This is a genomic window from Saprospiraceae bacterium (genome assembly GCA_016715965.1).
In the GTDB taxonomy this organism is placed as follows: Bacteria; Bacteroidota; Bacteroidia; order Chitinophagales; family Saprospiraceae; genus Vicinibacter.
This window is the reverse complement of record JADJXG010000001.1, coordinates 2,940,941-2,966,889: the sequence shown is the minus strand read 5'-3', so window position 1 is coordinate 2,966,889 and position 25,949 is coordinate 2,940,941. Positions and strand designations below refer to the sequence as shown.

Sequence of the window (25,949 nt, the reverse complement as noted above, 5' to 3'; positions counted from 1 at the left end):
CATGAAGCTCAAAACTGAGATGATCGTTTTGCATGATCGGGAGAGCCTGCAAAAACTGGCACTTGAAAATCATTCCATATTCTGGTGGAATGGACAAAAAGCTAAATCCTGGTCTGATTTAATTCATTTGATTGCAAAATCTCTTGAATTTCCAGAATACTTTGGTTCTAATCAAGACGCCCTTTACGATGGCTTGCTGGATCTGGCCTGGATCCCGAATTCGAACATTCTTATCGTAATTGAACATTTTGAAAAAATACTTTGCGATGAATTAATCACTGAGCCGGATGCACCATCAGAACTTCTATTGCTTTTACAGGATGTTGTAACCGAATGGCGGCATTATGCAGAAGTTGAAGAAGCCAACATTCCAAAAAAGAATATTACTTTCGGCTTTATCAATTCTCCGAAACTAAAAGAAACTTTTCTTCAAAATAATATTGAATTCAGAGAAATATAGTGCGGTCAAGATTTATTTACAATCCGTTGATCGTTGAATAATAAGCGTTTAATGGATTGCATGGATCATATCTTCAAAAATCGCTCTATCTCCAAAGACACCAATTCCGGTTCTTCTTCCTGCGGGAAATGACCACTATTTGTCAAATGAATTTCCTTAGAATTGGTAAAGCCGGATCTAAACTGGATTAAGTATTTCGGCTTCAGAAGGGGATCTTTCATTCCCCATAAAAAAAGTACCGGTTCAGAGGATATGACAGCCCGTGAATGCCACAAATCATCAAACCAATTTTGGTCATTCATCAATGATCTGGCAAAAGCCAAAGCTCCATATCGCTGGGACTTATTGGCAAATGGTTTGGTATATTGTCGCAAAATTGATTTCGAAATTTTATGATCTCCAAACGATCTGGGCAAGAGAAAAGAAGGGGAAAAATTGAAATACAAATAGAGAAAAGGCAGTAATGGACTTCGCAGAATTTTACTAAATTTTTGAAAATCTGGGTCTTCTTCACTACTCCACAACCAGGAATTAAGAACTATAAATTTTTTAAAAAGATCTGGATGATTGATGGCTACTTGAAAACCAATCGGTCCCCCAAAATCATGCACTACCAAATTGATATCCTTCAAATTGTTGTCAAGGATAAATTTTTCAAGGGCCTCAGAATGTTTCTTTGTTGAATAATCATACTTTTCTGGTTTGTCAGACAAGCCAAATCCGATATGATCAATGGCTATGCAACGAAAATATTTTTTTAGATTGAGAATGACCTTGCGAAAGTCAAAACTCCAGGATGGCGTACCGTGTACGAACAATAGAATTTCACCCACCCCCTCATCAATGTAATGAATTCTGTGGTTATTGAAGTTAAAATATTTTGATTCAAAGGGATATTCCCTTCTGTCAAGCCAGGCAAATTGATCCGTCATACTCTCCTATTCTTAGAAATAATTTGAAAAATACAATCCTTCTGTTGATTTGAATTTCGGTGTAAATTTCTATCTGTTTGACCAAAGGAAAGTTGGTACAAACCAATATTAAATTTTTACCTGGTTGTAAAGTTTGCTAAAATTGGTGGAATCCATTCCCAGATAAGATGCAATATATTTATGGGGTACGAGCTGTAGTAAATGTGGGCTACGGTTGCAAAATGCCTTAAATCTTTGCTCAATGGACAAGGAGTGCAATTCAATATGTCTGAAAATCATTCCAGCAAGGACGACCTCTGTCATTACGCGAAACAATCTTTCGATTTGGTGAGATTGATCAAAAACCTTTTGCAAATTCTCATAGCTGATTCCATGAGCGCTTGTTTCGGTCAAGCAAGACAAATAATAGCTGGAAGGTCGCTGGAAAGAGAATGATTCAGGAATTGCACATAAATTGGGGGGATAAGTAAAGGCAATCACATGGGATTTGGACTCTCCTTCATGGTAAGACATTTGAACACCCTTCCCGATAAAATACAAATGGGTCTGGGTTTGCCCGGGTACAATAATATGCTCATTTTTTTTAAACGACTTCCCAGAAAAATTTTCAAAAAGCAAATGAAAATCCTCCATGCCAATGGGATAAAACCCACTTAGATATTGATACAATTCATGCATACAAAAGTTAAAACCAATAACAAGCAACGAAAATAGCAATTAAACTTGGATGATATGCTTTTGTTATTCCAAAATTTGTAAATCGGTTATCAATTTCTTGAAGTATGATGATATAAAATATTATCTTTGCGTTTTAAATAACTACACATTTAAATAAATATAATATGTCTGCCGAAAAAATCACTTGCTCCAATCAAAAATTGACTGTACCCAATGAACCTATTATTCCCTTCATTGAAGGTGATGGTACGGGTGCCGATATTTGGTCGGCCTCTGTAAAAGTCTTTGATGCTGCTGTTGAAAAAGCATACAATGGGTCGAGAAAAATTCATTGGTTGGAGGTTTTAGCAGGTGAGAAAGCATTCCATAAAACCCAAAACTGGTTGCCGCAGGAGACATTGGATATCATCAAATCCCATTTAATCGCTATTAAGGGACCCTTGACCACACCCGTTGGTGGAGGTATACGATCACTCAATGTAGCATTGAGGCAGCAATTGGATTTATATGCCTGTGTAAGACCCGTCAGATGGTTTGAGGGTGTGCCTTCTCCTGTCAAAGAACCCGGAAAAGTGGATATGTGCATTTTTAGAGAAAACACGGAAGATATCTATGTTGGCATCGAATTTAAAGCTGGGTCAGAGGATGCTGATAAATTTAAGAAAATATTGGAAGAGCATTTTCCGGATCGTTTTAAAAAAGTAAGATTTCCTGATACCGCAGGATTTGGTATTAAACCTGTCTCCAAAGAAGGTACGTTCAGATTGGTGCGCGCCGCGATAAATTATGCAATTGCCCAAGGGAAAAAAAGTTTGACCCTGGTGCACAAAGGCAATATCATGAAATTCACAGAAGGAAGTTTTATGGATTGGGGTTATGAGCTTTGTGCGAATGAATTTGGAGGACAATTGCTCGATGGAGGACCTTGGATGAAACTATCCAATGGTTTGATCATCAAAGATGTAATTGCAGATGCGTTTTTACAACAAATTCTACTTAGACCTGATGAATACGATGTCATTGCCACATTAAATTTAAATGGAGACTACATTTCCGATGCTTTGGCTGCACAGGTAGGGGGCATAGGTATTGCTCCGGGTGCAAATATAAATTATATCACAGGACATGCCATCTTTGAGGCAACTCATGGAACGGCTCCAAAATACGCCGGACAAGACAAAGTAAATCCTAGTTCCGTCATTTTATCAGGTGTGATGATGTTTGAATACATGGGTTGGAATGAAGCTGCTGAATTGATTAGCAAAGGTCTTGAAAAATCAATCGCCTCCAAAAGAGTCACATACGATTTTCATAGATTGATGGAAAACGCTACTTTGTTAAAATGCAGTGAGTTTGGTGAAGAGATTGTTCAGAATATGTAATTTGTCCTTTTCATTCAAACAGAATAAATTTGATATCAGAAGGGGTTTTGAACCTTGCTACCCTATTGATGTTTAATAGCGGATTGATCTTACATGGCAAAAATTAAATTTATTTTTGAAGACAATAGCATTCCGGAAGTCAATGTAAACATTGAAGCTTTGGACAAATCCCTGCTGGAACTCACTGAAGAATTAGACATCCACCTCAACCACAACTGCGGAGGAGTTTGCGCCTGTTCGACTTGTCATGTTTACATTCATCAGGGAGATCAATATCTGGAAGCGATATCTGACAAAGAAGAAGATTTTATTGATCGTGCCATCAATCCAAAACTCGAATCAAGACTGGCCTGCCAGTGCATTGTTTTGGAAGAATCTGCAGAAATAGAAGTAGAAATACCGGATCAAAAAAGGATCATTGGTCACGAACACTAAATTCCAAATCACACCACACATGAGTTTTAAAGATATTGAAAATTTACCAATTCATTGGACGGACCACGAAGACATCGCCATGGCTTTGTATGAAAAGTTTGGATCAGAATTTGATGAAGGTAAAATTTACAGAATCCGTTTTACAGACCTCATCGAATGGATTTTGGAAATTCCCCATTTTGAAGGAAAGAGAGAAGATTGTTCTGAGGGCCACCTGGAACAAATCCAGGCTAAATGGGTCTATGAATGGAGAGACAACAATTCATGAGAGATAAATCCTATTACGAACTTTTACCTACCATTAAGGCCATCGTTTTAGATGTAGATGGAGTCTTAACAGACAATAAAATTTTAGTAACAGAAGACGGGCAATTCCTGCGCTCGATGAATGTAAGAGATGGATACGCCATCAAAAAAGCAATACAGAATGGCTTAAAAATAGCGGTCATCACCGGAGGGCGCTCAGATGGTGTTTTAAAGAGATTGGGAATATTGAATGTCAAGGATGTTCATATGGGTGTAGAGGACAAACTGCCTGTCCTTATTTCTCAACTTGCTGAATGGAACATTTCCGCACAGGAAACAGCCTATATGGGTGACGATGAACTCGATATCGCTTGTCTCCAATTGGTGGGCTTAGCTGTTTGTCCTGAAGACGCTATGGCAGCTGCCATAAATCATGCACTTCATGTTTCCAAATACAAAGGTGGAGAGGGTTGCGTCAGGGAACTAATTGAAAATATTCTTCGGGCCAAAAATCTTTGGTGAACATGAGGGAATGGCTAAATCTGATCCGATGGCCTAATCTCCTGATGATTTTAATTTTTCAATCCGTTTGCTTTTATATCCTGATTTATGAGCCCCTTTTGAGGATTGAAAACCCATATTCTGCCATTACAATCAAGGATCAATTTTTGCTTACTTGTTTTTGTATACTTGTCGCTGCTTCTGGCAATCTGATCAACGATATTTATGATTCAAGACTTGACTGGGCAAACAGACCGCCAATCAAACAAATCATTGGCCGAATCATCAGTGTGCCAAGGGCTGCAAGAATGTATCAATATTTATTGGTGGGAGGTTTTGTATATGCGCTGATTCTGGCTGTACGAAAAGACTTCCTCTGGAGCTTTTGGTTATATCCGTTTTTTGTGATTGCGTTGTATTTTTACTCCTATCGCTTAAAGTGCACTGTTCTCTTTGGAAATCTCCTGATTTCTGGTCTGGTTGCAATACTAATAGGAATACCATTTTTTTTTCATCATGAGCTATTGCTAGATATAAAAGAACAGCAACCAATTTTATATGAAAATATACAAAACACTTTTTTAATACTGTCTGGGTTTGCGTTTTTAATCACACTTGCCAGAGAAATTGTGAAGGATCAGGAAGACAGATATGGCGATTGGCTCTGTGGATGTAAAACCACAGCAGTAGGATTGGGCTTGAATAGCAGTAAAATTCTCGTTAAAATACTTCTTGTTTTGTTGTTGATGATTCAATGTCTCTTAAATATTGACACTGAAATTATTCATTGGGCCTACCCCATGATTCTCTTGTATCTTCCGGTTTGTATTCTCTTCATTTATTATACCTTTGGACACCATCCCAAATTGTACTCAAGAGTAAGTTTATTTCTTAAAATATACATGCTATTTGGTTTGTTTTACTATACAATCATTTATTTTGGAAGAGCAATACATTAATCGACGAAAAATAATTCTGGCCTCTGGGTCACCCCGCAGAAAACAATTGTTGGAAGAATCAGGATTTTGGTTTGACACTGTTTTCCTAGATTTTGATGAACAATTTCCACCAGACCTTTCTCCAGAGCTGGTTGCAGTTTATTTGGCGGAGAAGAAGGCAGCTGCATCTAAAGCCCATTTTAAAGATGACGAGATCTTATTGACCGCAGATTCTGTAGTTGTTATGGGAAAGCAAATATTTAACAAACCCACCGATTACATGGATGCATACAGAATATTGGCCACCCTCTCCGGAAAAACACATCAGGTTTATACAGGTGTTTGCCTTAAAGATTCCACCAGGCAAATTTCGTTTACCGGAAAATCTACCGTTAGCTTTAGAGAAATGTATGATGGTGAAATCAAATGGTATATTGAAAAATATAAACCTTACGATAAGGCCGGTGCGTATGCAGTACAAGAATGGATCGGACTTTGTAAAATCTCGCAAATCGAAGGCACATACTCCAATATTATGGGTCTTCCAACAGATTTGGTGTATGAAGCACTCAGAAATTTTGATGGGGCGCTGAGCTTAAAAGATTAGGGTTTTACCCACGCCATCGCTATCCAATCTTGTTTTTGCATGAGCTGGGTCAATTTCAGTTTTTTGCTTTCACAATATTCCAACATAAAATTTTTATCCGCTTCTAAAAATCCAGAAATGATCAAACTTCCGTTGTGATTCAAGTGAATCAGCAATTCGTCTAAATGCTCGACAATTACATTCCGGGTAATATTGGCAAGAATAAGATCAAATGTGACCTTCGGGATAGAATCAATTGAACCCTGTTTTACCCATTGAGACTCAAGCTGATTAAGTCTTAGATTTTCGTGGGTGTTTTCGCAAGCTGGTTCCTCTATATCCACAAAGGCCACAAAATCTGCCTTTTTCTTAATGGCATAGATACCAAGAATACCGGTTCCACATCCAAAATCCAAAACCTTTTTACCCATAAGGTCCTGTCCGATCATCCACTCTAACAACATAGAAGTGGTGGCATGATGTCCGGTACCGAAAGCCATCTTTGGAGCGATGATGATTTCCTCCTTAAATCGCTTGTCATAGGGATGAAAGATAGCTCTTATTCTTAACTCATTGGAAATAACAATGTCTTGAAAATTGGCTTCCCATTCCGCATTCCAATCTCTGTTTTCAAATATTTTTTCAGAAAATGCATAACCAGATGCATGTAGTTTCCCAAAAACCTGCGACTTTATATCTTCTCCCCACAAATTGATCGGAATAAAAGCCTGAAGCTGAGTCTCAGATTCTACAAACGCCTCAAACCCCATTTCATAGAGGAATGCCATGATCAGCTCCTGTCTTTCAGGGCTAAGTTGGATGGTCAGACCAACATAATTATTCATGAGGGAGCATTTATCATATGGGTATTGGCATAAGTTTCCCATGTATTGTCGAGTAGTGCAGTAATTGTCATGGGACCAACCCCTCCCGGGACAGGTGTGATGGCAGAACACAAATGGCTCACTTCATCAAAATCCACATCTCCTACCAACCTATGACCTTTCGGGTGAGATGGATCCAATATTTTATTGATGCCTACATCGATTACAACTGCACCATTTTTTACCATATTTCCTTTCACAAATTTAGGAATGCCCAAGGCGGCAATAATGATGTCTGCACTCCTACACAAACCAGCAAGATCACTTGTTCTGCTGTGAGCAATGGTCACTGTCGCATTTCCAGGATTGGTTTTCTTTGACATGAGCAAGGAAATAGGTGTGCCTACAATATTGCTTCTTCCCAAAACAACACAGTGTTTGCCCTCGGTTTCAATCTCATAACGTTCCAGCATCATCATGATTCCTTTTGGTGTTGCAGGTTTAAGTGCTGGAAGGCCAAGAGCCATTCTGCCAAAATTATTGGGATGGAATCCATCCACATCTTTTATCGGATCAATGGCCAGATTAATTTTATCTTCATCGATGTGCCTTGGCAAGGGCAATTGAACGATATAACCATCGATTTCTCTGCTTGCATTCAGTTCAGAAATTAGTTCAATAATTTCGTGCTCCGTTGTTGATTCTGGTTTTTTAATCAATGTCGAACCAAAACCCACTTCTTCGCATGCTTTTATTTTATTTCTGACATAAGCCTGGCTTGCGGGATTATTGCCAATTAAAATGGCGGCAAGATGAGGTGACCTCCTTTGGTTGCCGCAATGTTCCATCACTCTAATTGCAATTTCCCGGCGTATAATTCCAGACAAATGGACTCCATCCAAAAGTTTCATATCGGTTTTATAAGAAAATAAAAAAGAAGTTAATTAAAGTTTTATTATTTTAGTTTTCATGTATTCATTTCCCGCTCTTAACTCCAAAAAATAAAATCCTGGGGTAACCGTGCTGGTAGAAATAAAGGAATCTGTGCTTAGATTTCCGGAAGACAATACCCTGTGATTCAAATCTAAAATTCGGTATGAATCGAAATTTAAATCTGATACAATTTGAATTTGATCTTGAAATGGGTTGGGCATCACTGCAAAACGATTGGATGGTTCTGTGGTGGAGGTAAAACCTTGACAAAGCAATGGATTTGCTCCTTCCAAAAGAAATTTGAACACCTCATTTTGGTTGTGCATGGCATGTTGATTACCTGAATAAATCCAGGATTTGTGCAATTTTTCTGGCACTCCTAAAAATTGAAGGTGCTGAGAAAGAACACAGCTTCCATACAAAGTGGGATAATTGGCAGCCACTAAAGGATTGCCAAAATATGGTTTGTTTGCATTGCATGGAACCACAGGGTCTTGGGTTTGATGATACGACATAATGGCCACATCATTGTCAGACTTCAGTTGATCCAAACTAAGCATTGCTCCAAAGATGTTAAATACTCCCTGCACTTTGGTATCGTAGCCATTTAAATGTCTTGTGCCCTCCAATGGTCCCAAATCAGGTCTCATGCGGCCACCCACCGAAGGCATTTCTCCTGCTTCTTTGGGTTTGTCTGCTTCATTTTGAAAAAAGGTAGTGGCCAAAGCAACGATACTTCCTGCTGAAACACCACCCACCCAAATCCTGTCCAAGTCGATGGAATCTTCCAAATGCCTTGCTTTTAGAAATCTGAGTGCGGCTTTTCCGTCCTGTGCCCCTCTAAACCCAGCTCTTAATACTTCTGCAGAATCTGTTGGCAGAATTGAAATGCCATCAAACCCAATTCTGTAATCAATGGTTGCAGCTACAAATCCTCTTTTTGCAAATTCTTCGCATAAAATGGCCATGTCCTGCCTTTTTCCTCCAATAAATCCACCTCCAAAGGCAAACATCACCAAAGGTCTTTTATGCTCAGCTGATCCAACAGGATAATAGATGTCTATAAACAGATTGGTAGATACCAATCTGTAATCCAAATCACTGCCAACAGGAATGTCCTTTTGGCTACGAAATGTATACTTTGGAATCGAATAATCACACGGCTGCGCCTCCAGCATGGAGCAAACACATAAAAAACAAACGATGCAGAAAATTTTCATATTTAAAATAATTAAATCAAAAGTACTCAAATTGTCAATATTGGGGATGTTGGGGTTTATTTTTAACGGCAGTTTCGATCTTTTCCATGATTTCATCATTCAGCAGCGGAATTGTATCCAAGCTGGCAATGGTTTCTTCCAATTGAGCCACATTGCTTGCTCCTAAAATAGCAGTACTAACATTTGGGTTTTTCAATACCCATGCAATGGCCAGCTGAGCCAAGGGAATGTCCAATTCTTTAGAAATAACTGCTAAATTCCTTGCTCTCTGTAAATTGTCTTCAGTCAGATTTCTTTCTTTGAGCCATTCCAACCCTTCAATGGTAAAACGAGTGCCTTCAGGAGCTTTGACCAGATACTTGTTAGTAAGGATTCCGGAAGCAAGTGGCGACCATATCGTTGTTCCCAATCCAACGGTCTTATAAATTTGTGCATATTCGACTTCCACTTTCTGTCTGTGTAATAAATTGTATTGGGGTTGTTCCATGACCGGTGCTATCAGGTGGTTTTGTCTTGCAACCATGTGTGCTTCCATGATTTCCTGTGCAGACCACTCCGAAGTACCCCAATACAAGACTTTTCCTTGCATAATTAATTGATGCATGGTCCAGACCGTTTCTTCGATGGGTGTTGATTTATCAGGACGATGGCAAAAATAAAGGTCCAGATAATCCAATTGCAATCGTCTAAGTGCATCATGACACGCCTCAACAATGTGTTTGCGCGAAAGTCCTGTTTGGTTTGGTTTATTGCGTCCATCTCCAAAAAATACTTTGCTTGAGACCAAAAAACTGGTTCTATCCCAAGACAGTTTTTTCAGATTCTGACCCATAATGATTTCAGATTGTCCTTTGGAATAAATTTCTGCATTGTCGAAAAAATTGATTCCATGATCGTAAGCGCAAGCCATTAAATTCAATGCGGTATGATCGTCAATCTGCTTACCAAAAGTAATCCAGCTACCAAATGAAAGGGCACTGATTTTAAGTCCTGATTTTCCTAGATTTCTGTATTCCATACATTACAAAGATATTCAAAATAAAATCCAACTAGGATTTGTACAATTCGGAGTAAATCTGAATCCGAACTTTTTTAAAAAAAAGTGGAGGTCTTCTGGACCTCCACTTGATGATTCTAATTTCAGATATTCCTTTTAATCCTGAACTATTAATTGTGTTTGAACCATTTTGTCCTTCGTCCTCACCTGCATGAGATAAAATCCGGCTGTCAGAGGTTGAACTGGCAGGCTTACCTGTGAATTCCGTAGATGAGTATGTGCTTTTACTAGTTTTCCACTTAAATTATAAATATAAACGGACTCTACAGGAGCGTCTGTATGGGTCTCAATTTGCAGAAACTCCCGGACTGGATTTGGATAAACTTTTAATCCAATGTCTGAAGCTTTGACTTCTTTCGTAGAGGAAAACTCACAGCCCAGCTCAAGGGCCAAACATGCTCTTGGCAATACCAACATATTCACGGTATCCAAATACCTTCTGCCTTTGGCAGCAGACATATCGGGATTGGTTCTCAAGCCATTCAAATGCAAAGTATCCGCATTAAAATTAGTTCCTCTTGCTGCATTAATGGCAGCCACAACCACCTGGAGTGTATTGTAATCCCACCAATCCCATGGTGAACCTTGTGGAGCAAGTTGTCCATTATAAATTAGAGGCAAATCAAATCCATAAAAGTTATCCGTGCCTTGAGGTAGCGGAACAGTTTGCGGAGGCATGGCAACCGGTAAAATTACGTTATTGCTCTTCTGAAATTCAATAAGATCGTGCAGAGGGTCATTGGCGGGCTGCAATGCTTTAAGAACATCATTACTGCCATTTCTATTTGCCAACTCTATACAATTTCTGGTACCTGTTGCGTAAATAACAAAGAAATTAACGCCGGGAACAATTACAGCACCTTCAAAATAAGGTGCAAAAATATCCGTCATACAATGTACTCCAACATAGGCTGGCTCAACTTCTTCTCCATCCAACCAGGTAGAATCTCCCAACGCTCCGCCTACATTAACACTTAACTTAAATTCAGATGAGTAGTTGGGGTGATTTGGAAGGCAAATTGCCGCTTGAGTAGTTCCATAAATATTACCCATTATTGTACTATCTATGTAAGGAGTCAATGTTCTTGTATCTATAAATTTATCCAGTATAACTTCTCCAAAATCATTTAAACTACCTGCACCTAAGGCCAGATAGCCTCCGGTTCCAATACCCCAAACCGCTATTTTATCAGGATCAATCCCATAGGGATTTCCGTCTTCTGCAACTGTTTTTCTAAAGAACCGAATACAGGATCTAGTATCCTGAATACCTCTATAAGCAGCTCGAAGCAATGATCCAGTTCTTTCATTTTGCTCAGTTGCAGTTGGCAACCAGCCCATTCTGTAGGTATAGGCTGCAACAACATAACCTCGGGATGCCAATGCAATAGCAGTAGTAATTACAGATGAGTCATTTCTGGAACCTGTAACTTGCTGATTAAATATCCCAGGTAAAAAACTTCCGGTATGTGCAATGAGTACCAATGGCCTGGCTGTTTCAGAGTCTCCAACAGGTGTATAAATGTCCACTTTCAGATCCTCCGGTGCCGGTGTTCCACTAATAACACTAATGTTTCTGGCATAATCGACATTTGCAGTCCTCTGAACGCCAAATCCGGGATCAAGATATCGCCTTTGCGCACTGACCAGGGAAAAAAACATTCCCATAAAAATCAATAAGAAGTAAATTTTTTTCATAAGCTTAATTTATTTAAGTGAAATAACTATTTTTTAAATTCATGCAATATACTAAAATAGGCCAACCGACCAATCAAAGGTCCTCCATAGGTCTGATAGGATTTTTGATTAAACACATTGGACGCTCCGGCTTTAAAGGTAAGGTCTCTTTTTTTCCAATTCCAGTTGATTTGAACATCGGTTAAATCGTAAGTGGGAATAAATCCTGTAAACTGGGGAGATCCTTCAAAGGTAAATCCCTGTATCCATTTGTAATTTATGCTGTAACCCAAATCCTTGATTCCAAACAATTTAAGATCTCTGGCAGTAATTCCAATGTTGTACTTGTGCTCCGGTGTATTGAATGCAGGAATGATTGGGTCGTCAGACTTTGTATTGAGTACATTCCAAGAGTAATTTCCTTTGAGGACATAGTGGTTTTTAAAAAAGTAATTCAGTCCAATCGAAAATCCCTGTGATGTCACCACATCCTGTGCATTGGAGGATACCCTGTAGGCCTGTGCTCTGGAAGGCAGTGAAGTTCCGGATGGAATAAATGCGTCAATACCCAATTGGTAACCAATAAAGTCCTTGTATCTGCTAAAATAATATCCAAGATCAACAAACAACGCATTGAACAATGTAGTCCTGTAACCTGCTTCAATGGTTTTAACCTGCTCCGGTCGGATGGGTGCTACATTAAAATACTGCAGGGTATCACTTATCCCTGAATTTAAAAAATCGACAAAAGAGCCAACTGTAATAAGATCTTCAACACCGCTGATGTTTCCTCTCAGTATCGCCCGTCCCACATTGTAATTTAAAAATTGATCGGTGAGGGTAGGATTTCTGATGGCAGAAGAAAACGAAACCCTTAAATAGTCATTCTTGGAAGGCTGATAAACCAATGAAGCCGCAGGAGAAATTAAGTAATTAAAATTTTTGTTCTTGTCAAGTCTCGCTGTAATATTCAACCTAAGGTCATTGTCCAAAAAGGTTAAAGTTGGTCCAAGATAAATACCCCACTCATAAGTATCTATTTTCCTTCCATTGGTGTCGAGCAATATAGAACCTTTTGAGTCCGGTGTATACAATCTGCCACTAAATCCTGAAGTTATACTCAAATCATTGATCCAGTAGTTGGAGTAAATATTTTTAAAAATATACTCTCCCTGGCTGTGAAACAAGGCTGAGCGGTCATAAAATCGGGTGCCACCCTCACTGTTGGCAATTCTGGAGGTGATCAATGAAAAAACCGAATCAAAAGCAGATGTGCCGGGTTCAAAAAAATCATTCGTCTTAAATTGGAAATTTGCTGTGTTGGCTGCATTCTGGGCAAGAGAGTGCCAATAAAATAAGGAGTCATTTATCCCAGTCATAAATCCATTTATAGCTGCTTGATAGGCACTAACTCTTATATCTGGTGGCAAGTGGGTAAAATCAGAAACCTTTGGGTAGCCTTCGATAGCCCTGATTTTTGGTGCGATATTGAGTACCCAATAGTTGCTGTACCCAGTCACCCAATTGGCTGTACTTGTGGCCCTCTGTTGCATTTGGAGTGCAGTAAAATATGGATCGTAAGAATCACCCGCATCTTCATGGGTTGCATAAAACCGCAAGAAATAATGATCTTGCTTTTTCAACTCAAGCCTGTGTTGGAAAAATTTAATATTTCTCAAACTAAATCTATTGTCCCCTTGAAAAACGGTGGTGCCGCCACCGAAGTTAGATGCCAATATTAGTTCGGGGGATTCAAACTTTTTGGAAGGTTGTAGTTTCCAGTGAAAAGCAAAATTTGACTTCAGGTTGTAAGAATTGTAATCCACAATGTCCAGTTCGCGATAACCACGTCTGTGGAAGATATTAAGTCCGGGATACGTAACTACAGATTTCCGATAATCAAACTCTGGTAAGAATTCGTCCCCATAAATATTGACAGCATCATATCCGCCGGGATTGTCCCTGCCGGTTTGAGTGCCATACACTGGGTCGGTGTTATCAGCCACCCAATCATCTGCTCTGAAAAATGAAAAATTAAATTTAAGTCCAATATATTCCTGTCCCTTCTTATTTTTAAACGCATCGGCCCATCGGACTCCTCCCTCAAATAAATTGCGCTCTCCATACTTAAAGTAAGAACTAACTCCTTTGTGAAAAAACGGACTCTTTGTCTCCATATTGATCACTCCATTGAATGCATTGGGACCGTAAAATGCGGAACTGGCGCCTACAATCAAATCTACCTTAAGCACATCCAGCTCAGATGCTCCCAGAAAATTACCCAATGAAAAATTCAGACCTGGAGATTGATTGTCCACCCCATCAATGAGTTGCAAAGAGCGAACCGGATTGGTACTGTTAAATCCCCTGGTATTTATGATCGTAAAACCCAAACTGGCTGTGGTGAGATCCACATCTTTAAGAGCACCAAGTCCCGAATAAAAATTTGCAGCAGGGGTTTCTTTAATGGCCATTAAATCCATGCTTTCTACGGTCAAAGGCGAAGACTTTTGTTTGTCACTAATCCTCATCCCTGTAATCTCTATGGCTTCTATCTGAATGGCTTCCTCTTCCATGGTGATCTGCAATAGTTTTCCGGATTCTGCATAGACCACATTTTTTACTGCATAACCGCCATATCTGCATTCCAGGGTCACAGGCAATTCGTCCTGAGAACGCAGAATAAAGGCACCTTCAAAATCTGTGATGGTACCTTGGGTGGTTCCTTTGATTAAAACAGTGGCTCCGATTAAAGGCTCACCCGTGATGTGATCTTTGAGGACCCCCTTCAAGGTGTTTTGCGCATAAATAGAGCATAAAGGATTATAAATCAATAAAATAACTACTAATAATTGATTTAATCTGAAAAACCAACAGATTGAATTCATCCACTCGTTTTGTTTGTGATTGTAGTAATTTCGGTCCTCTTTAATTCAAATGAATGACAAATTTACAAAATAATAACAACTCGATAGAGGGATATTTAAATTTTTCTCTTAGCTGAATGAATCAACTCTGAATATTGAATCGCTTTTAAAAGTGAAAGCAAGCTAAGTTTTGGCTTGGCGCTTTTTAATTGCCAGATGATCAGGGGTTTAAAAAATGCCAGAATTTTAAAAACCATATCAATCATTTTTATTCTAGCCAAAATGCTTTCGTGGTAAAAGGATTCAAGACGGCTTTCCGTCGACTTTCCCTTTTGTCTTAAAAGAATCAAATTTTGCACAGCCATTTGGGCTTTTGTCAAAAAAATATCGGCGGTTTCAAGACCCAGGTGTTCGACCGGATTATCGATGTGAAAAATAGGTATCGATCTTTTTTTTAGCTCTTGTGCCCATAAGGAATCCTCATGTCCATATTGGCTTAGGTTTGTATCAAATGGAATCTGGGTTAAAATGGCTTTGGAAACGATAAAATTATTGGAATGAAATGTCTGATAAGGTTTTTGATTTCTTGAAAAGGCCGTAATGGATTCCACTTTAGTCCCATACCTCCAATGCAAGTATAATTCCGGATAAATGGGCTTGGAGCTTTGGTAGATTCTCCCTCCTGAAACAACTCGATTCAATTCTGAAAAGTAAGGCAGATAATTCGAAATAAACTTTTTGTCTGGAATTTTACCATCACAATCCAAAAACAGAAGCATTGGATATTGAGCTTTTTGAGCCAGATAATTTCTGGCAAAGGCACGTCCTTTGTTTTCAGCAGATCCAAAGAGTTTTGCCTCTGGAACACGGTTAATCAAAACGGCCAGGTCTTCGTATGTTATTGTAGAATCATCGTCATAAATCAAGATTTCATACTTGATTTTAGCCCATTCCATTGAATTTACTAAATCCTTGATCAGGGTGGTCGCATCAAAATTATAAACAGGAATACAAACTGAGATCACATGTCAAAAATAGGTAAATTATCGTATCTCTTGACAAAGACTTGACTTCCCAAAGAGGATAACCATTTATCCAAATGCTTGTTTACTAAGATTAAAATCTTGAAATATGGCAGAATTCGATTCATTTATCCGGCGAATGGTCGAGGAAGAGAAAAATGTCTCTCTTCAGAATATTGGCTGGAAGGTCTTGGAATCTGAAAGGATTCTTCCATCTGAAGGTATCCAACTTTATGAAGAAGCATCTCTTTCCTATTTGGGAAGCTTGGCCAATCTGGTGGCATCCCGGATGCATCGGGGTAAAGTGTATTTCAATCGGAATTTTCACATCGAGCCGACCAATGTTTGTATATACAGCTGCAGTTTTTGTTCCTATTCACGGTTGATCAAAAAAAGATCAGATGGTTGGGAATACACCATGGATCAGATGATGGAAATCGTTCGATCCTATGATGGAAAGCCTGTCACAGAGGTTCACATTGTCGGTGGAGTGCTGCCGCAGTATGATCTCAAATTTTACACCGAATTTTTTAAAAAGATAAAATCACACAGACCTGAATTGCACATTAAAGCATTAACTCCTGTGGAATATCACTACATTTTTAAAAAAGCGGGAGTCAGTTATGAAGAAGGGATGCGCCTGATTAAAGAAAGTGGGGTGGATTCCCTTCCAGGTGGAGGTGCAGAAATTTTTGATGAACAAATCAGAGATGAAATTGCAGGAGGCAAATGCAGCAGCGAGGAATGGCTAAGAATTCACAGAATCTGGCATGATTTAGGCATGAAATCAAATGCGACCATCCTTTATGGCCATATCGAAAGTTACGCACATAGGATAGATCATATGGAGAGGCTGAGACAACTTCAAGATCAAACCGGTGGTTTTCAAACTTTCATTCCACTAAAATTTAGAAACAAAGACAACCAAATGTCTCACATTGCTGAAGGCAGCCTTGGGGAAGATCTCAAAAATTATGCAGTGAGCCGAATCTATCTTGACAACTTCCCTCATTTAAAATCCTATTGGCCCATGCTAGGGCGACAATTTGCCCAACTCTCAATGTCATTTGGGGTAAATGATGTGGATGGCACAATAGACGACAGTACGAAAATTTATTCCATGGCTGGTTCGGAGGAACAAAGCCCTTCCATGACCACACAGGAATTGGTGTCACTCATTAAATTGGCAGGAAAAATTCCAATCGAAAGGGATACATTATACTATGTTGTACAAGACTACAGCGAAGTCGAATTTGTTGATAATCCCATAAGATCCTATGTAGAATTACCTTTAACAAACTGAAGAAGGATGGGTATGGATAAAACGGTGTTCATTATTCGTCATGGTGAAACAGAATGCAATCAAATGGGAATTGTCCAAGGTTGTGGAATTGATTCTGATTTAAATGAAAATGGTTATCGTCAAAGTAAATTATTTTATCAGCACTACAAGCATGAAAACTTTCAACTGATCTATTCCTCTCAATTAAAGCGGTCTTATCAAACAGTTGAACCTTTTATCGTGGATGGTATTCCATACAGGCAGGATTGGAGAATCCAGGAAATTAATTGGGGTGAACATGAAGGAAAGCGAGGGGAACCTGAGTTGATGATGAAATACCAATTTATCATTGAACAATGGGCCAAAGGAAACTATCATGCAAAACCATATCTTGGAGAGAGCGCTGCTGAGTTGGAAAGTAGAATTAAAATGCATCTGGAAGAAATTGAAAACTGTCCTGAATCAAAAATATTAATTTGCACCCACGGCAGAACCCTCAGGGCAATGATTTGTATGCTGATGCATTTACCATTGAGTCAAATGGAAAATATAAAACAACACAATACCGGATTGTACAAATTTCGATTAAAAAAAGAAAGTTGGGAGGCAATGGAATTAAATAATTTAACTCATTTACAAACGGTATCTAATCTCCATGCTTAAAATTGTTCTTGTAGAATATTTTAATTCACTTCCGTTTGTAAAGTCCATTGAATCTACTGAAATGAAGGATCAGTTTGAAATCATCAGGGCCAATCCAAGCGATTGTGCAAAAATTTTTTTTTCCAATAATGCAGATATTGCTTTGCTACCGGTGGGTGCGCTGGTAGAAAACGACAAATTTCAGATCATCACCAATTATTGCATTGGATGCGACGGACCTGTTAGAACGGTGTGTCTTTTTTCAAATATCCCTTTTTCAGATGTGCGCACCATCAGTCTTGACATCGAATCTCGGACTTCCAATCTTTTGGTGAAAGTATTGAATGAAAACTATTGGTCCTTGCACCAAAATATTCAAATTCTTCCTCCAGGATCTGAAGCTGATGCTAGATTGATGATTGGTGACAAGGCACTCGCAGCGGAGAAGGAATATCCTTATATTCTTGACCTCGGCCTTGAATGGAAAAAATTTTCAGGCTATCCATTTGTTTTTGCGATCTGGGCCTGTCATCCAAATGTCGCTGAAACTGACATTCAAACACTTAATCAACTGTTTACTGATTTCCTACAAACTGATAATATGTACGAAAAACTCCAAATACAAAATCTCCCGTATCAGAATATGCAAAGTTATTTTGAATCCAATATATCCTATCATTTCGATGAACAAAAGAGAATGGCCAAAGAATTATTTTTAAGACTGGCGGTACAATAAAAAGCTATCATTGGGAAAAAAATATCTCAAAATAATGGATGGCATTGAATCAACACCGCCCATTTATTCAAAATATTTTGTCATTTTTTAAAACAGCCAAAGTGTATATTCCTTTTCATTTGCAAACTTCGCCGTATATTTAAAATTAAAAAAAGAGCATGATTTTCTTTATGCTCTTTCTCATCGTCGTCCCCAAGTCAACTTGGGGAAGGATTCGAATCTGGTCCCCAAGCAAGCTTGGGGACCAAACCAGATACGCTGTATTTTCAGAATAAAAAAAAAGAGCATGATTTTCTTCATGCTCTTTCTCATCGTCGTCCCCAAGTCAACTTGGGGAAGGATTCGAACCTGGCCCCCAAGCAAGCTTGGGGACCAAACCAGGTACGCTGTATATTCAGAATAAAAAAAAAGAGCATGATTTTCTTCATGCTCTTTCTCATCGTCGTCCCCAAGTCAACTTGGGGAAGGATTCGAACCTGGCCCCCAAGCAAGCTTGGGGACCAAACCAGATACGCTGTAAATTCAGAATAAAAAAAAAAGAGCATGATTTTCTTCATGCTCTTTCTCATCGTCGTCCCCAAGTCAACTTGGGGAAGGATTCGAACCTGGTCCCCAAGTAAGCTTGGGGACAAAACCAGATACGCTGTAAATTCAGAATAAAAAAAAAAAGAGCATGATTTTCTTCATGCTCTTTCTCATCGTCGTCCCCAAGTCAACTTGGGGAAGGATTCGAACCTGGCCCCCAAGCAAGCTTGGGGACCAAACCAGGTACGCTCTATATTCAGAATAAAAAAAAAAGAGCATGATTTTCTTCATGCTCTTTCTCATCGTCGTCCCCAAGTCAACTTGGGGAAGGATTCGAACCTGGCCCCCAAGCAAGCTTGGGGACCAAACCAGGTACGCTGTATATTCAGAATAAAAAAAAGAGCATGATTTTCTTCATGCTCTTTCTCATCGTCGTCACCAAGTCAACTTGGGGAAGGATTCGAACCTGGTCCCCAAGCAAGCTTCGGGACCAAACCAGATACGCTGTAAATTCAGAATAAAAAATAGAGCATGATTTTCTTCATGCTCTTTCTCATCGTCGTCACCAAGTCAACTTGGGGAAGGATTCGAACCTGGTCCCCAAGCAAGCTTCGGGACCAAACCAGATACGCTGTAAATTCAGAATAAAAAATAGAGCATGATTTTCTTCATGCTCTTTCTCATAGTCGTCCCCAAGTCAACTTGGGAAAGGATTAGAACCTGGCCCCTAAGCAAGCTTGGGGACCAAACCAGGTACGCTGTATATTCAGAATAAAAAAAAAGAGCATGATTTTCTTCATGCTCTTTCTCATCGTCGTCCCCAAGTCAACTTGGGGAAGGATTCGAACCTGGTCCCCATGCAAGCTTGGGGACCAAACCAGGTACGCTGTATATTCAGAATAAAAAAAAAGAGCATGATTTTCTTCATGCTCTTTCTCATAGTCGTCCCCAAGTCAACTTGGGAAAGGATTAGAACCTGGCCCCCAAGCAAGCTTGGGGACCAAACCAGGTACGCTGTATATTCAGAATAAATTAAAGTAGGAGGCAAAGATATCATCAAAATATAGCTTTGCCGTCCTCTCACACCACCGTATGTACTTACGTGTACGGCGGTTTCCTTAGAGTAACTCCCGATGAAGCTTTTCATGGTTAGCGGCTAGGCTATAGTAGCCCAGTTCGGTAAACCATTTGTTGTTCATTCCAATACTGAGGGCTGGACTATTGCTCAACCGCCACCAGCTTTTGCCACTTAGGGCAGTACGCCAGCATAAGGTTTCTTCAACACCTAAGCTCCTTAACCAGCGCACGATACCAATACTGCGTTTGCATTGTTTCAATCGAAAACATTTCAGGCGTCTCCGCAACCATCCGTCTATTACTTTAAGCTTGCTTTGCATACTTGCGTATTTGAAGTAGTTAAGCCACCCTTGTAATACTACCTTGAGTTCGTGGAGTACTTGTTCTAATGAATCTCCACGATTGCGTTGCGTGATCTTCTTCAGTTTCGACTTTAACTTCACCTCGCTTTCTTTACTTAATCCAACTCTGCCTTTATTAAGTATACTATGGCCCAAAAAGTTTGTTTCATAGTATTTTCTAATTGCACTCTTGTTCCGGTTTACTTTTAGTTTCATCCTGCCTTCTATGAACTTTGTAATGCTTTTCATCACTCGTTCCGCACTTGCAGTGCTGCTTACAAATATTTGCAGGTCGTCAGCATATCTCACATAGCTTATTCCTCGCCGATTTAATTCTTGGTCTAATTCGTCGAGCACTATATTTGATAACAACGGACTTAATGGACTCCCTTGTGGTGTTCCTTTTATCCGTTGTTGCATAAGTCCGCCTTGAAGTATTCCTGTCTTTAGAAATTGGTTAATTATCCACATCACTCGCTTGTCGCTTATTCGTGTTCTAAGTAACCACATTAATCGATGATGATTTACTTCATCGAAAAACTTCTCTAAATCAATATCCACAACATGACGCTTTCCTTCTGTTACATACTTTGCTGCTTTACTCAATGCTTGATGTGCATTTCGCTTTGGGCGAAATCCGTAGCTATTCTCGCTGAAACTAGGATCGTAATACTTTTGCAATTGTTGCGCTATGGCTTGTTGTACTATTCGGTCTCGTACTGTCGGAATCCCCAATTGACGATAGCCTCCTTTGGGTTTGCGTATTTGTACGCCTCGCAATGCTTCTGCTTTGTATTTGTTATTTAGTAGTTCTTCCCGTAATGTCTGCATATTCTCTTGCAGCCATTTCCTGATTTCACCTACTTCCATTTCATCTACTCCACCTTTGCCTCCGTTGCGTATTACTCGCTTACTCGCTTCTGATAAATTTAATGGGGATGCTATCTTCTCCATTAAATCTTTCGTCTGATGTCGTTGTTCTTTGCATGCAGATAGCCATTCAGGACTTACCTTTCCGCTGCTTTCATACCATACGGGTATGTTCGCAACGAAAAGGCTATCGCTTTTATCACATTCTTTCTGTCTCGCAGATTTCATCTGGATATTCGATATTTTACTGTCCTGTAATCTTTCCAATTTTGACTTTTACTACTCTAAAAAAAAACTTCATCAACTCTTAGGATTCGGTCCTTCCCTCCTTTTCCATTACAGAAATTTCTTAGGTACTATGACCTCTGCTGACTTCTGCTGACACTCACTTTGCTATTCCATTTCGCTCGTCGTTGCCTCCGCTTGTGTTTACAGATCTCCTATGGTAAACTCATTAATCTTTCATTGTAATCCACAGAATTTACTACCGCTGTTTACGTCCAACTTTTGGGCTTCGCAGTCTAATGCCCACTCACCCACAGCGTAAGCCTTTTATTCCGTTTCTGTTCGTTGGTTCACAATTTTATCCGCTACTTCCTTCAGATTTTACCTCGCGATAAACACCCTTGCTTTGGATTAACGATTCCCGTTGGTTGGCTCGTTCGGGACTTTCACCCTATAGATTAATGGTATGCATAGCGCACAAAAAAAAGAGCATGATTTTCTTCATGCTCTTTCTCATCGTCGGGGCACCAGGATTCGAACCTGGGACCCCCTGGTCCCAAACCAGGTACGCTACCGGACTGCGCTACGCCCCGAAAATTTCCTCACTTTTTTAGCGGTGAGGGAGGGATTCGAACCCTCGGTACCCCTTTCGGAGTACGACGGTTTAGCAAACCGTTGGTTTCAGCCACTCACCCACCTCACCTTACTCAAAAAGAGACGCAAAAGTATGAATTTTCAGAATTTAACCAAACTTATTTTATTTTATCAAGTTAGAGAATCTCAGCAGGGTCTTTTAAAACAAAAACCAGATTCGATGCACTCAATTACTTAATTCCCAATGTTTTAATTATTGTTCTCTCAATTTTGCGGGCCATTTCTTCAAATAATTTGTCTGTATCCATCATGTTTTCTACAGCTTCGCATGAATAGATTACAGTGCTGTGGTCTCGACCTCCAAATGCAGTCCCAATTGAAGCAAGCGGTTTATTGGTCATTCTCTTTGAAAAATACATGGCCAATTGTCTTGCCTGAACGATGTTTCTTTGTCTGCTTTTACCCATCATGCTTGTCACCGGGATGTTTGTGTTTTCGGAAACGATACGGGCAATTGCTTCAATACTTACCTCATTTTCAGCTCTATTGGAGAAACTTTGGAGGATGTCTTTTACAAGATCCAAACTTGCCGTTTTCCCATTCAGGGAACTCTGCAGTTTAATATTAACAATAACTCCTTCGATTTCTCTAATGTTGTCTTTCAGATTGTGACAGAGCAGCTCTTTCACCTGATTGCTCAGTTCAAGGTCCTTCTCTTCCAATTTTTCTTCCAATATAGCCATCATGGTTTCATAATCCGGAGTCAAAAGTTCCAATGAAGCTCCCCATTTAAACCGACTGATTAATCTTTCATCTATTTCTTTCAAATCTTTGGGGGCTCTATCGGACCCCATGATGATCTGCTTTCTGTTTTGATGCATTTGATTAAAAAGGTGAAAAAATATTTCCTGGGTGCCCGCTTTCCCTGAAAAATATTGAATGTCATCAATGATCAATACGTCAACTTGCTGAAAATAATGTCCAAAATCTGTTGTTGAATTGTTCCTAATGGCCTGCACAAACATATTGGTGTACTTGTCAGAAGTCAAATAAAGCACATGAAGTTTTGGATGCTTCTTTAATATGGCATTGCCGATGGCATTAAGCAAATGGGTCTTACCCAAGCCTACATTGCCATACACCAAAAGTGGATTAAAAAGTTCACCTGGTTTATTGACAATCTGGAGTCCTGCTTGTCTGGCTACCCGATTGCAATGACCTTCTACAAAGTTCTCAAAAGTATAATGGGGATTTAGATTGGCATCCCAGCTTTGTTTTTTTATACCGGGAATTACAAAAGGATTGGCTATTCCTATGCTCCCGGATTCGTGGAGTTCATTTTTTGAAAGTCTGGCTTTGTCAGGACCAGGCTTTTTGTATTCCTCCATGGCAATTCTGTATTCAATCTTGCTTCGGGGGCCCATGGCTCCCTTCACTGCATCCTTTAGTACATCTAAAAAATGTGTCTCCAAATGCGACAGAAAAAATTCGTTCGGCACTTCCAAAGTAAGGACATTGCCGTCCTGTTGAACGGGCTTGATGGGAACAAACCAGGTATTAAAGTGCTTTGGAGTGAGGTTCTTACGCGCTTCATCCAATACCTTGTTCCAACTTAAATGATGGTCTGTAGGCATCAAGAGATTGGTTAAAAAATGTAAATTGCTTCGTAATCAGACGGCTGGCAAAAGTCAGGAATATTTCGCTATTCTAATAATGAATTCTCAAAAATGATTGAAAATAATAATATGATTAAAGCAGTTGGTTTAGTGGGAAAGTTGGTGTTGAGGCTACCCATTCCATATAAAACCCTTAGTCCTGATTTAAGCCCTTATACCTCAGGGTGGAATCTCTGGAACATTTGCTCCAGTACAATTTGGACGGCAGTGGTCAATGGGGTACCCGGACCAAAAATGCAAGAAACACCATGATCTAATAAAAACTGGTAATCTTTTTGAGGAATCACCCCTCCCAGCACAACAAGAATATCATTTCTTCCAAAATCGGCCAATGCTTTTATGGCTTGAGGAACCAAGGTCTTATGCCCTGCTGCCAGGGAAGAAATACCCAATACATGCACATCCGATTCTATGGCTTGTCTTGCGGCTTCTTCCGGCGTCAGAAATAAAGGAGCAATGTCTACATCAAAACCAAAATCTGCAAATCCGGATGCAATGATTTTTGCACCGCGATCATGACCATCCTGACCCAATTTTGCCACCATTATTCTTGGCCGGCGGCCATCCACTCTGGCAAAGTGGTCTGATTTTTTTAAAATTTCTTGCAATAGTGGTTTATTAGAACTGGCCTGGCTATAAACAGATCGGATGGTTTGATGTTTTGCCTCATATCTGCCATATACTTTTTCCAATGCCCCGCTAATTTCACCCAGTGTGGCTCTTTTCCTTGCAGCTTCTACGGCGATGGCCAATAAATTCTCAGTCTTAGTTTGGGCAGCTTCCGTCAATTTAGCCAAAATCTTTGCAACATCTTGTGTATTCCTTGAAGCTTTTACCTGAGCGATCTTTTCTATTTGCTCTTTTCTCACTAAGTCGTTGTCCACTTCTAGTATATCATATTGAAAAGTGTCGGCAGTTTTGAATACATTGACTCCTATGATCTTGTTTTGACCTGAATCAATTTTTGCTTGCTTGATGGCAGCTGCCTCCTCAATCCTGAGTTTTGGAATTCCCTTTTCGATCGCATTGGTCATACCACCGACGTTTTCAACTTCAATGATGTGCTTTCTGGCCCTTTCTACCAATTGATTGGTCAAATATTCCAAATAATACGATCCACCGAAGGGGTCCACTGCTCTGGTAACCAGGGTTTTTTCCTTGATATACAATTGAGTGTCTCTGGCAATTTTTGCGGAAAAGTCCGTCGGCAAAGCGATGGCTTCATCCATCGAGTTCGTGTGCAGCGATTGGGTCCCACCCAAGACAGCTGCCATAGCCTCCACAGCAGTGCGGGTGATGTTGTTTACAGGATCCTGCTCGGTCAGACTCCATCCGCTGGTTTGACAGTGGGTACGCAATGCCAAAGACTTTGGGTTTTGTGGATTGAATTTCGATATCATTTCTGACCACAATAAACGGGCCGCTCTCAATTTTGCGATTTCCATGAAGAAATTCATTCCTATCCCCCAAAAGAAGGAAATCCTGGGGGCAAAATCATCGATTCCCAAGCCCGCCTTAAGACCAGTCCGAATGTACTCTAAGCCATCTGCCAGGGTATAAGCCAATTCCAGATCAGCCGGTGCACCAGCTTCGTGCATGTGATATCCACTTACACTAATACAATTAAATTTCGGCAAGAACTTAGCGCAATACGCAAAGATATCAGACACAATTCGCATGGAAGCTTCCGGCGGATAGATGTAGGTATTTCTCACCATGAATTCTTTCAATATGTCATTTTGGATGGTACCGCTGAGTTTTTCAGAAGCAACACCCTGTTCTTCAGCTGCTACGATATAAAAAGCCATTATGGGCAGAACGGCACCATTCATCGTCATTGAAACAGACATCTGATCCAAAGGAATGGAATCAAAAAGCAACTTCATGTCTTCGACTGTGTCTATCGCAACACCCGCTTTTCCCACATCACCACTGACTCTTGGATGATCCGAATCATATCCTCTGTGCGTGGCCAAATCAAAGGCTACAGAGAGGCCTTTTTGGCCTGCCGCTAGATTCTTTCTATAAAATGTATTACTATCTTTCGCATTTGAAAAACCTGCATATTGCCTGATGGTCCATGGTTGGGTAATGTACATGGAAGGATAGGGTCCACGTAAAAAGGGTATTAAACCCGCCACATGGTCAGAAAATTCTTCCGGCCTGTCAGAAGGTCCAAATTCCTTTTTAATTTCAATATTTTCAGGATTATGCATTATTCAA

Annotated in this window: 22 protein-coding genes and 2 tRNA genes; 10 read left to right on the top strand and 14 right to left on the bottom strand. The window is 39.8% G+C overall.

The genetic code is table 11. The annotated features are described in order from the left end of the window. Position 1 precedes the first annotated feature (1 nt). The gene (locus IPM48_11325; protein ID MBK9272175.1) at positions 2–460 is read left to right on the top strand and encodes a barstar family protein; all 459 of its coding nucleotides are present in this window, start codon (positions 2–4) and stop codon (positions 458–460) included. 65 nt (positions 461–525) lie between these two features. Here the strand turns inward: IPM48_11325 and IPM48_11320 are convergent, their stop codons facing one another. Then, positions 526–1,392: an alpha/beta fold hydrolase gene (locus IPM48_11320; GenBank protein MBK9272174.1), complete on the bottom strand. Its 867-nt coding sequence runs from the start codon at positions 1,390–1,392 to the stop codon at positions 526–528. Positions 1,393–1,500: 108 nt separating this feature from the next. Continuing rightward, positions 1,501–2,070 carry a Crp/Fnr family transcriptional regulator gene (locus tag IPM48_11315; protein MBK9272173.1) on the bottom strand — a complete coding sequence of 190 codons (570 nt, stop codon included), beginning with the start codon at positions 2,068–2,070 and terminating at the stop codon, positions 1,501–1,503. Positions 2,071–2,234: 164 nt separating this feature from the next. Between IPM48_11315 and icd the strand changes: the two genes are divergently transcribed. The 6 genes from icd (at position 2,235) to maf (ending at position 6,179) form a co-directional block, all read left to right on the top strand. Beyond that, positions 2,235–3,452 (top strand): NADP-dependent isocitrate dehydrogenase, encoded by a 1,218-nt coding sequence (gene icd / locus IPM48_11310; protein ID MBK9272172.1) that lies wholly within the window; start codon positions 2,235–2,237, stop codon positions 3,450–3,452. Positions 3,453–3,545: 93 nt separating this feature from the next. After that, positions 3,546–3,887 carry a 2Fe-2S iron-sulfur cluster binding domain-containing protein gene (locus IPM48_11305; protein MBK9272171.1) on the top strand — a complete coding sequence of 114 codons (342 nt, stop codon included), beginning with the start codon at positions 3,546–3,548 and terminating at the stop codon, positions 3,885–3,887. A gap of 19 nt (positions 3,888–3,906) precedes the next feature. Further along, entirely contained in the window at positions 3,907–4,155 is a 249-nt protein-coding gene (gene iscX / locus IPM48_11300) for a Fe-S cluster assembly protein IscX (GenBank protein MBK9272170.1), read from the top strand. Continuing rightward, a complete protein-coding gene (locus IPM48_11295; GenBank protein MBK9272169.1) occupies positions 4,134–4,655 on the top strand; it encodes an HAD hydrolase family protein in 522 nt (173 codons plus the stop codon). The genes iscX and IPM48_11295 overlap by 22 nt, the downstream gene beginning before the upstream one ends. Before the next feature lie 2 nt (positions 4,656–4,657). Then, positions 4,658–5,593 (top strand): UbiA family prenyltransferase, encoded by a 936-nt coding sequence (locus tag IPM48_11290; GenBank protein MBK9272168.1) that lies wholly within the window; start codon positions 4,658–4,660, stop codon positions 5,591–5,593. After that, a complete protein-coding gene (maf, locus tag IPM48_11285; GenBank protein ID MBK9272167.1) occupies positions 5,589–6,179 on the top strand; it encodes a septum formation protein Maf in 591 nt (196 codons plus the stop codon). Before IPM48_11290 ends, maf begins: the two co-directional genes overlap by 5 nt. On the opposite strand, the gene prmA is transcribed toward maf, so the two are convergent. From prmA to IPM48_11250, 7 genes are all read right to left on the bottom strand, one after another. Beyond that, entirely contained in the window at positions 6,176–7,003 is an 828-nt protein-coding gene (gene prmA, locus IPM48_11280) for a 50S ribosomal protein L11 methyltransferase (protein MBK9272166.1), read from the bottom strand. The two genes, maf and prmA, sit on opposite strands and share 4 nt — an antisense overlap. After that, the gene (locus IPM48_11275; protein MBK9272165.1) at positions 7,000–7,893 is read right to left on the bottom strand and encodes a bifunctional 5,10-methylenetetrahydrofolate dehydrogenase/5,10-methenyltetrahydrofolate cyclohydrolase; all 894 of its coding nucleotides are present in this window, start codon (positions 7,891–7,893) and stop codon (positions 7,000–7,002) included. The genes prmA and IPM48_11275 overlap by 4 nt, the downstream gene beginning before the upstream one ends. Before the next feature lie 33 nt (positions 7,894–7,926). Next, on the bottom strand, positions 7,927–9,135 hold the full coding sequence (locus IPM48_11270) for a T9SS type A sorting domain-containing protein (protein ID MBK9272164.1): 1,209 nt from the start codon (positions 9,133–9,135) through the stop codon (positions 7,927–7,929). Between the two features lie 34 nt (positions 9,136–9,169). Then, a complete protein-coding gene (locus tag IPM48_11265) occupies positions 9,170–10,153 on the bottom strand; it encodes an aldo/keto reductase (protein ID MBK9272163.1) in 984 nt (327 codons plus the stop codon). A gap of 135 nt (positions 10,154–10,288) precedes the next feature. Continuing rightward, positions 10,289–11,890 carry a T9SS type A sorting domain-containing protein gene (locus tag IPM48_11260; GenBank protein MBK9272162.1) on the bottom strand — a complete coding sequence of 534 codons (1,602 nt, stop codon included), beginning with the start codon at positions 11,888–11,890 and terminating at the stop codon, positions 10,289–10,291. Between the two features lie 26 nt (positions 11,891–11,916). Continuing rightward, positions 11,917–14,757: a carboxypeptidase-like regulatory domain-containing protein gene (locus IPM48_11255; GenBank protein MBK9272161.1), complete on the bottom strand. Its 2,841-nt coding sequence runs from the start codon at positions 14,755–14,757 to the stop codon at positions 11,917–11,919. Positions 14,758–14,852: 95 nt separating this feature from the next. Continuing rightward, positions 14,853–15,761, bottom strand: a complete 909-nt coding sequence (locus tag IPM48_11250) for a glycosyltransferase (protein ID MBK9272160.1) — start codon at positions 15,759–15,761, stop codon at positions 14,853–14,855. 106 nt (positions 15,762–15,867) lie between these two features. Between IPM48_11250 and IPM48_11245 the strand changes: the two genes are divergently transcribed. Genes IPM48_11245 through IPM48_11235 form a run of 3 tightly spaced genes read left to right on the top strand, consistent with a single transcriptional unit; the run spans position 15,868 to position 18,418 of the window. After that, positions 15,868–17,061 carry a CofH family radical SAM protein gene (locus IPM48_11245; protein ID MBK9272159.1) on the top strand — a complete coding sequence of 398 codons (1,194 nt, stop codon included), beginning with the start codon at positions 15,868–15,870 and terminating at the stop codon, positions 17,059–17,061. 6 nt (positions 17,062–17,067) lie between these two features. Next, a complete protein-coding gene (locus tag IPM48_11240; GenBank protein MBK9272158.1) occupies positions 17,068–17,703 on the top strand; it encodes a histidine phosphatase family protein in 636 nt (211 codons plus the stop codon). After that, a complete protein-coding gene (locus IPM48_11235) occupies positions 17,696–18,418 on the top strand; it encodes a menaquinone biosynthesis protein (GenBank protein ID MBK9272157.1) in 723 nt (240 codons plus the stop codon). Before IPM48_11240 ends, IPM48_11235 begins: the two co-directional genes overlap by 8 nt. A gap of 1,643 nt (positions 18,419–20,061) precedes the next feature. Here the strand turns inward: IPM48_11235 and ltrA are convergent. The 5 genes from ltrA to scpA all read right to left on the bottom strand — a co-directional run bounded on the left by ltrA (position 20,062) and on the right by scpA (position 25,942). Further along, a complete protein-coding gene (gene ltrA / locus IPM48_11230; GenBank protein MBK9272156.1) occupies positions 20,062–21,459 on the bottom strand; it encodes a group II intron reverse transcriptase/maturase in 1,398 nt (465 codons plus the stop codon). A gap of 516 nt (positions 21,460–21,975) precedes the next feature. Continuing rightward, a tRNA-Pro gene (locus tag IPM48_11225) sits at positions 21,976–22,049 on the bottom strand. Between the two features lie 21 nt (positions 22,050–22,070). Then, positions 22,071–22,159 (bottom strand) — tRNA-Ser (locus tag IPM48_11220). 121 nt (positions 22,160–22,280) lie between these two features. Continuing rightward, on the bottom strand, positions 22,281–23,684 hold the full coding sequence (gene dnaA / locus IPM48_11215; GenBank protein ID MBK9272155.1) for a chromosomal replication initiator protein DnaA: 1,404 nt from the start codon (positions 23,682–23,684) through the stop codon (positions 22,281–22,283). A gap of 194 nt (positions 23,685–23,878) precedes the next feature. Next, on the bottom strand, positions 23,879–25,942 hold the full coding sequence (scpA, locus tag IPM48_11210; GenBank protein MBK9272154.1) for a methylmalonyl-CoA mutase: 2,064 nt from the start codon (positions 25,940–25,942) through the stop codon (positions 23,879–23,881). Positions 25,943–25,949: the final 7 nt, after the last annotated feature.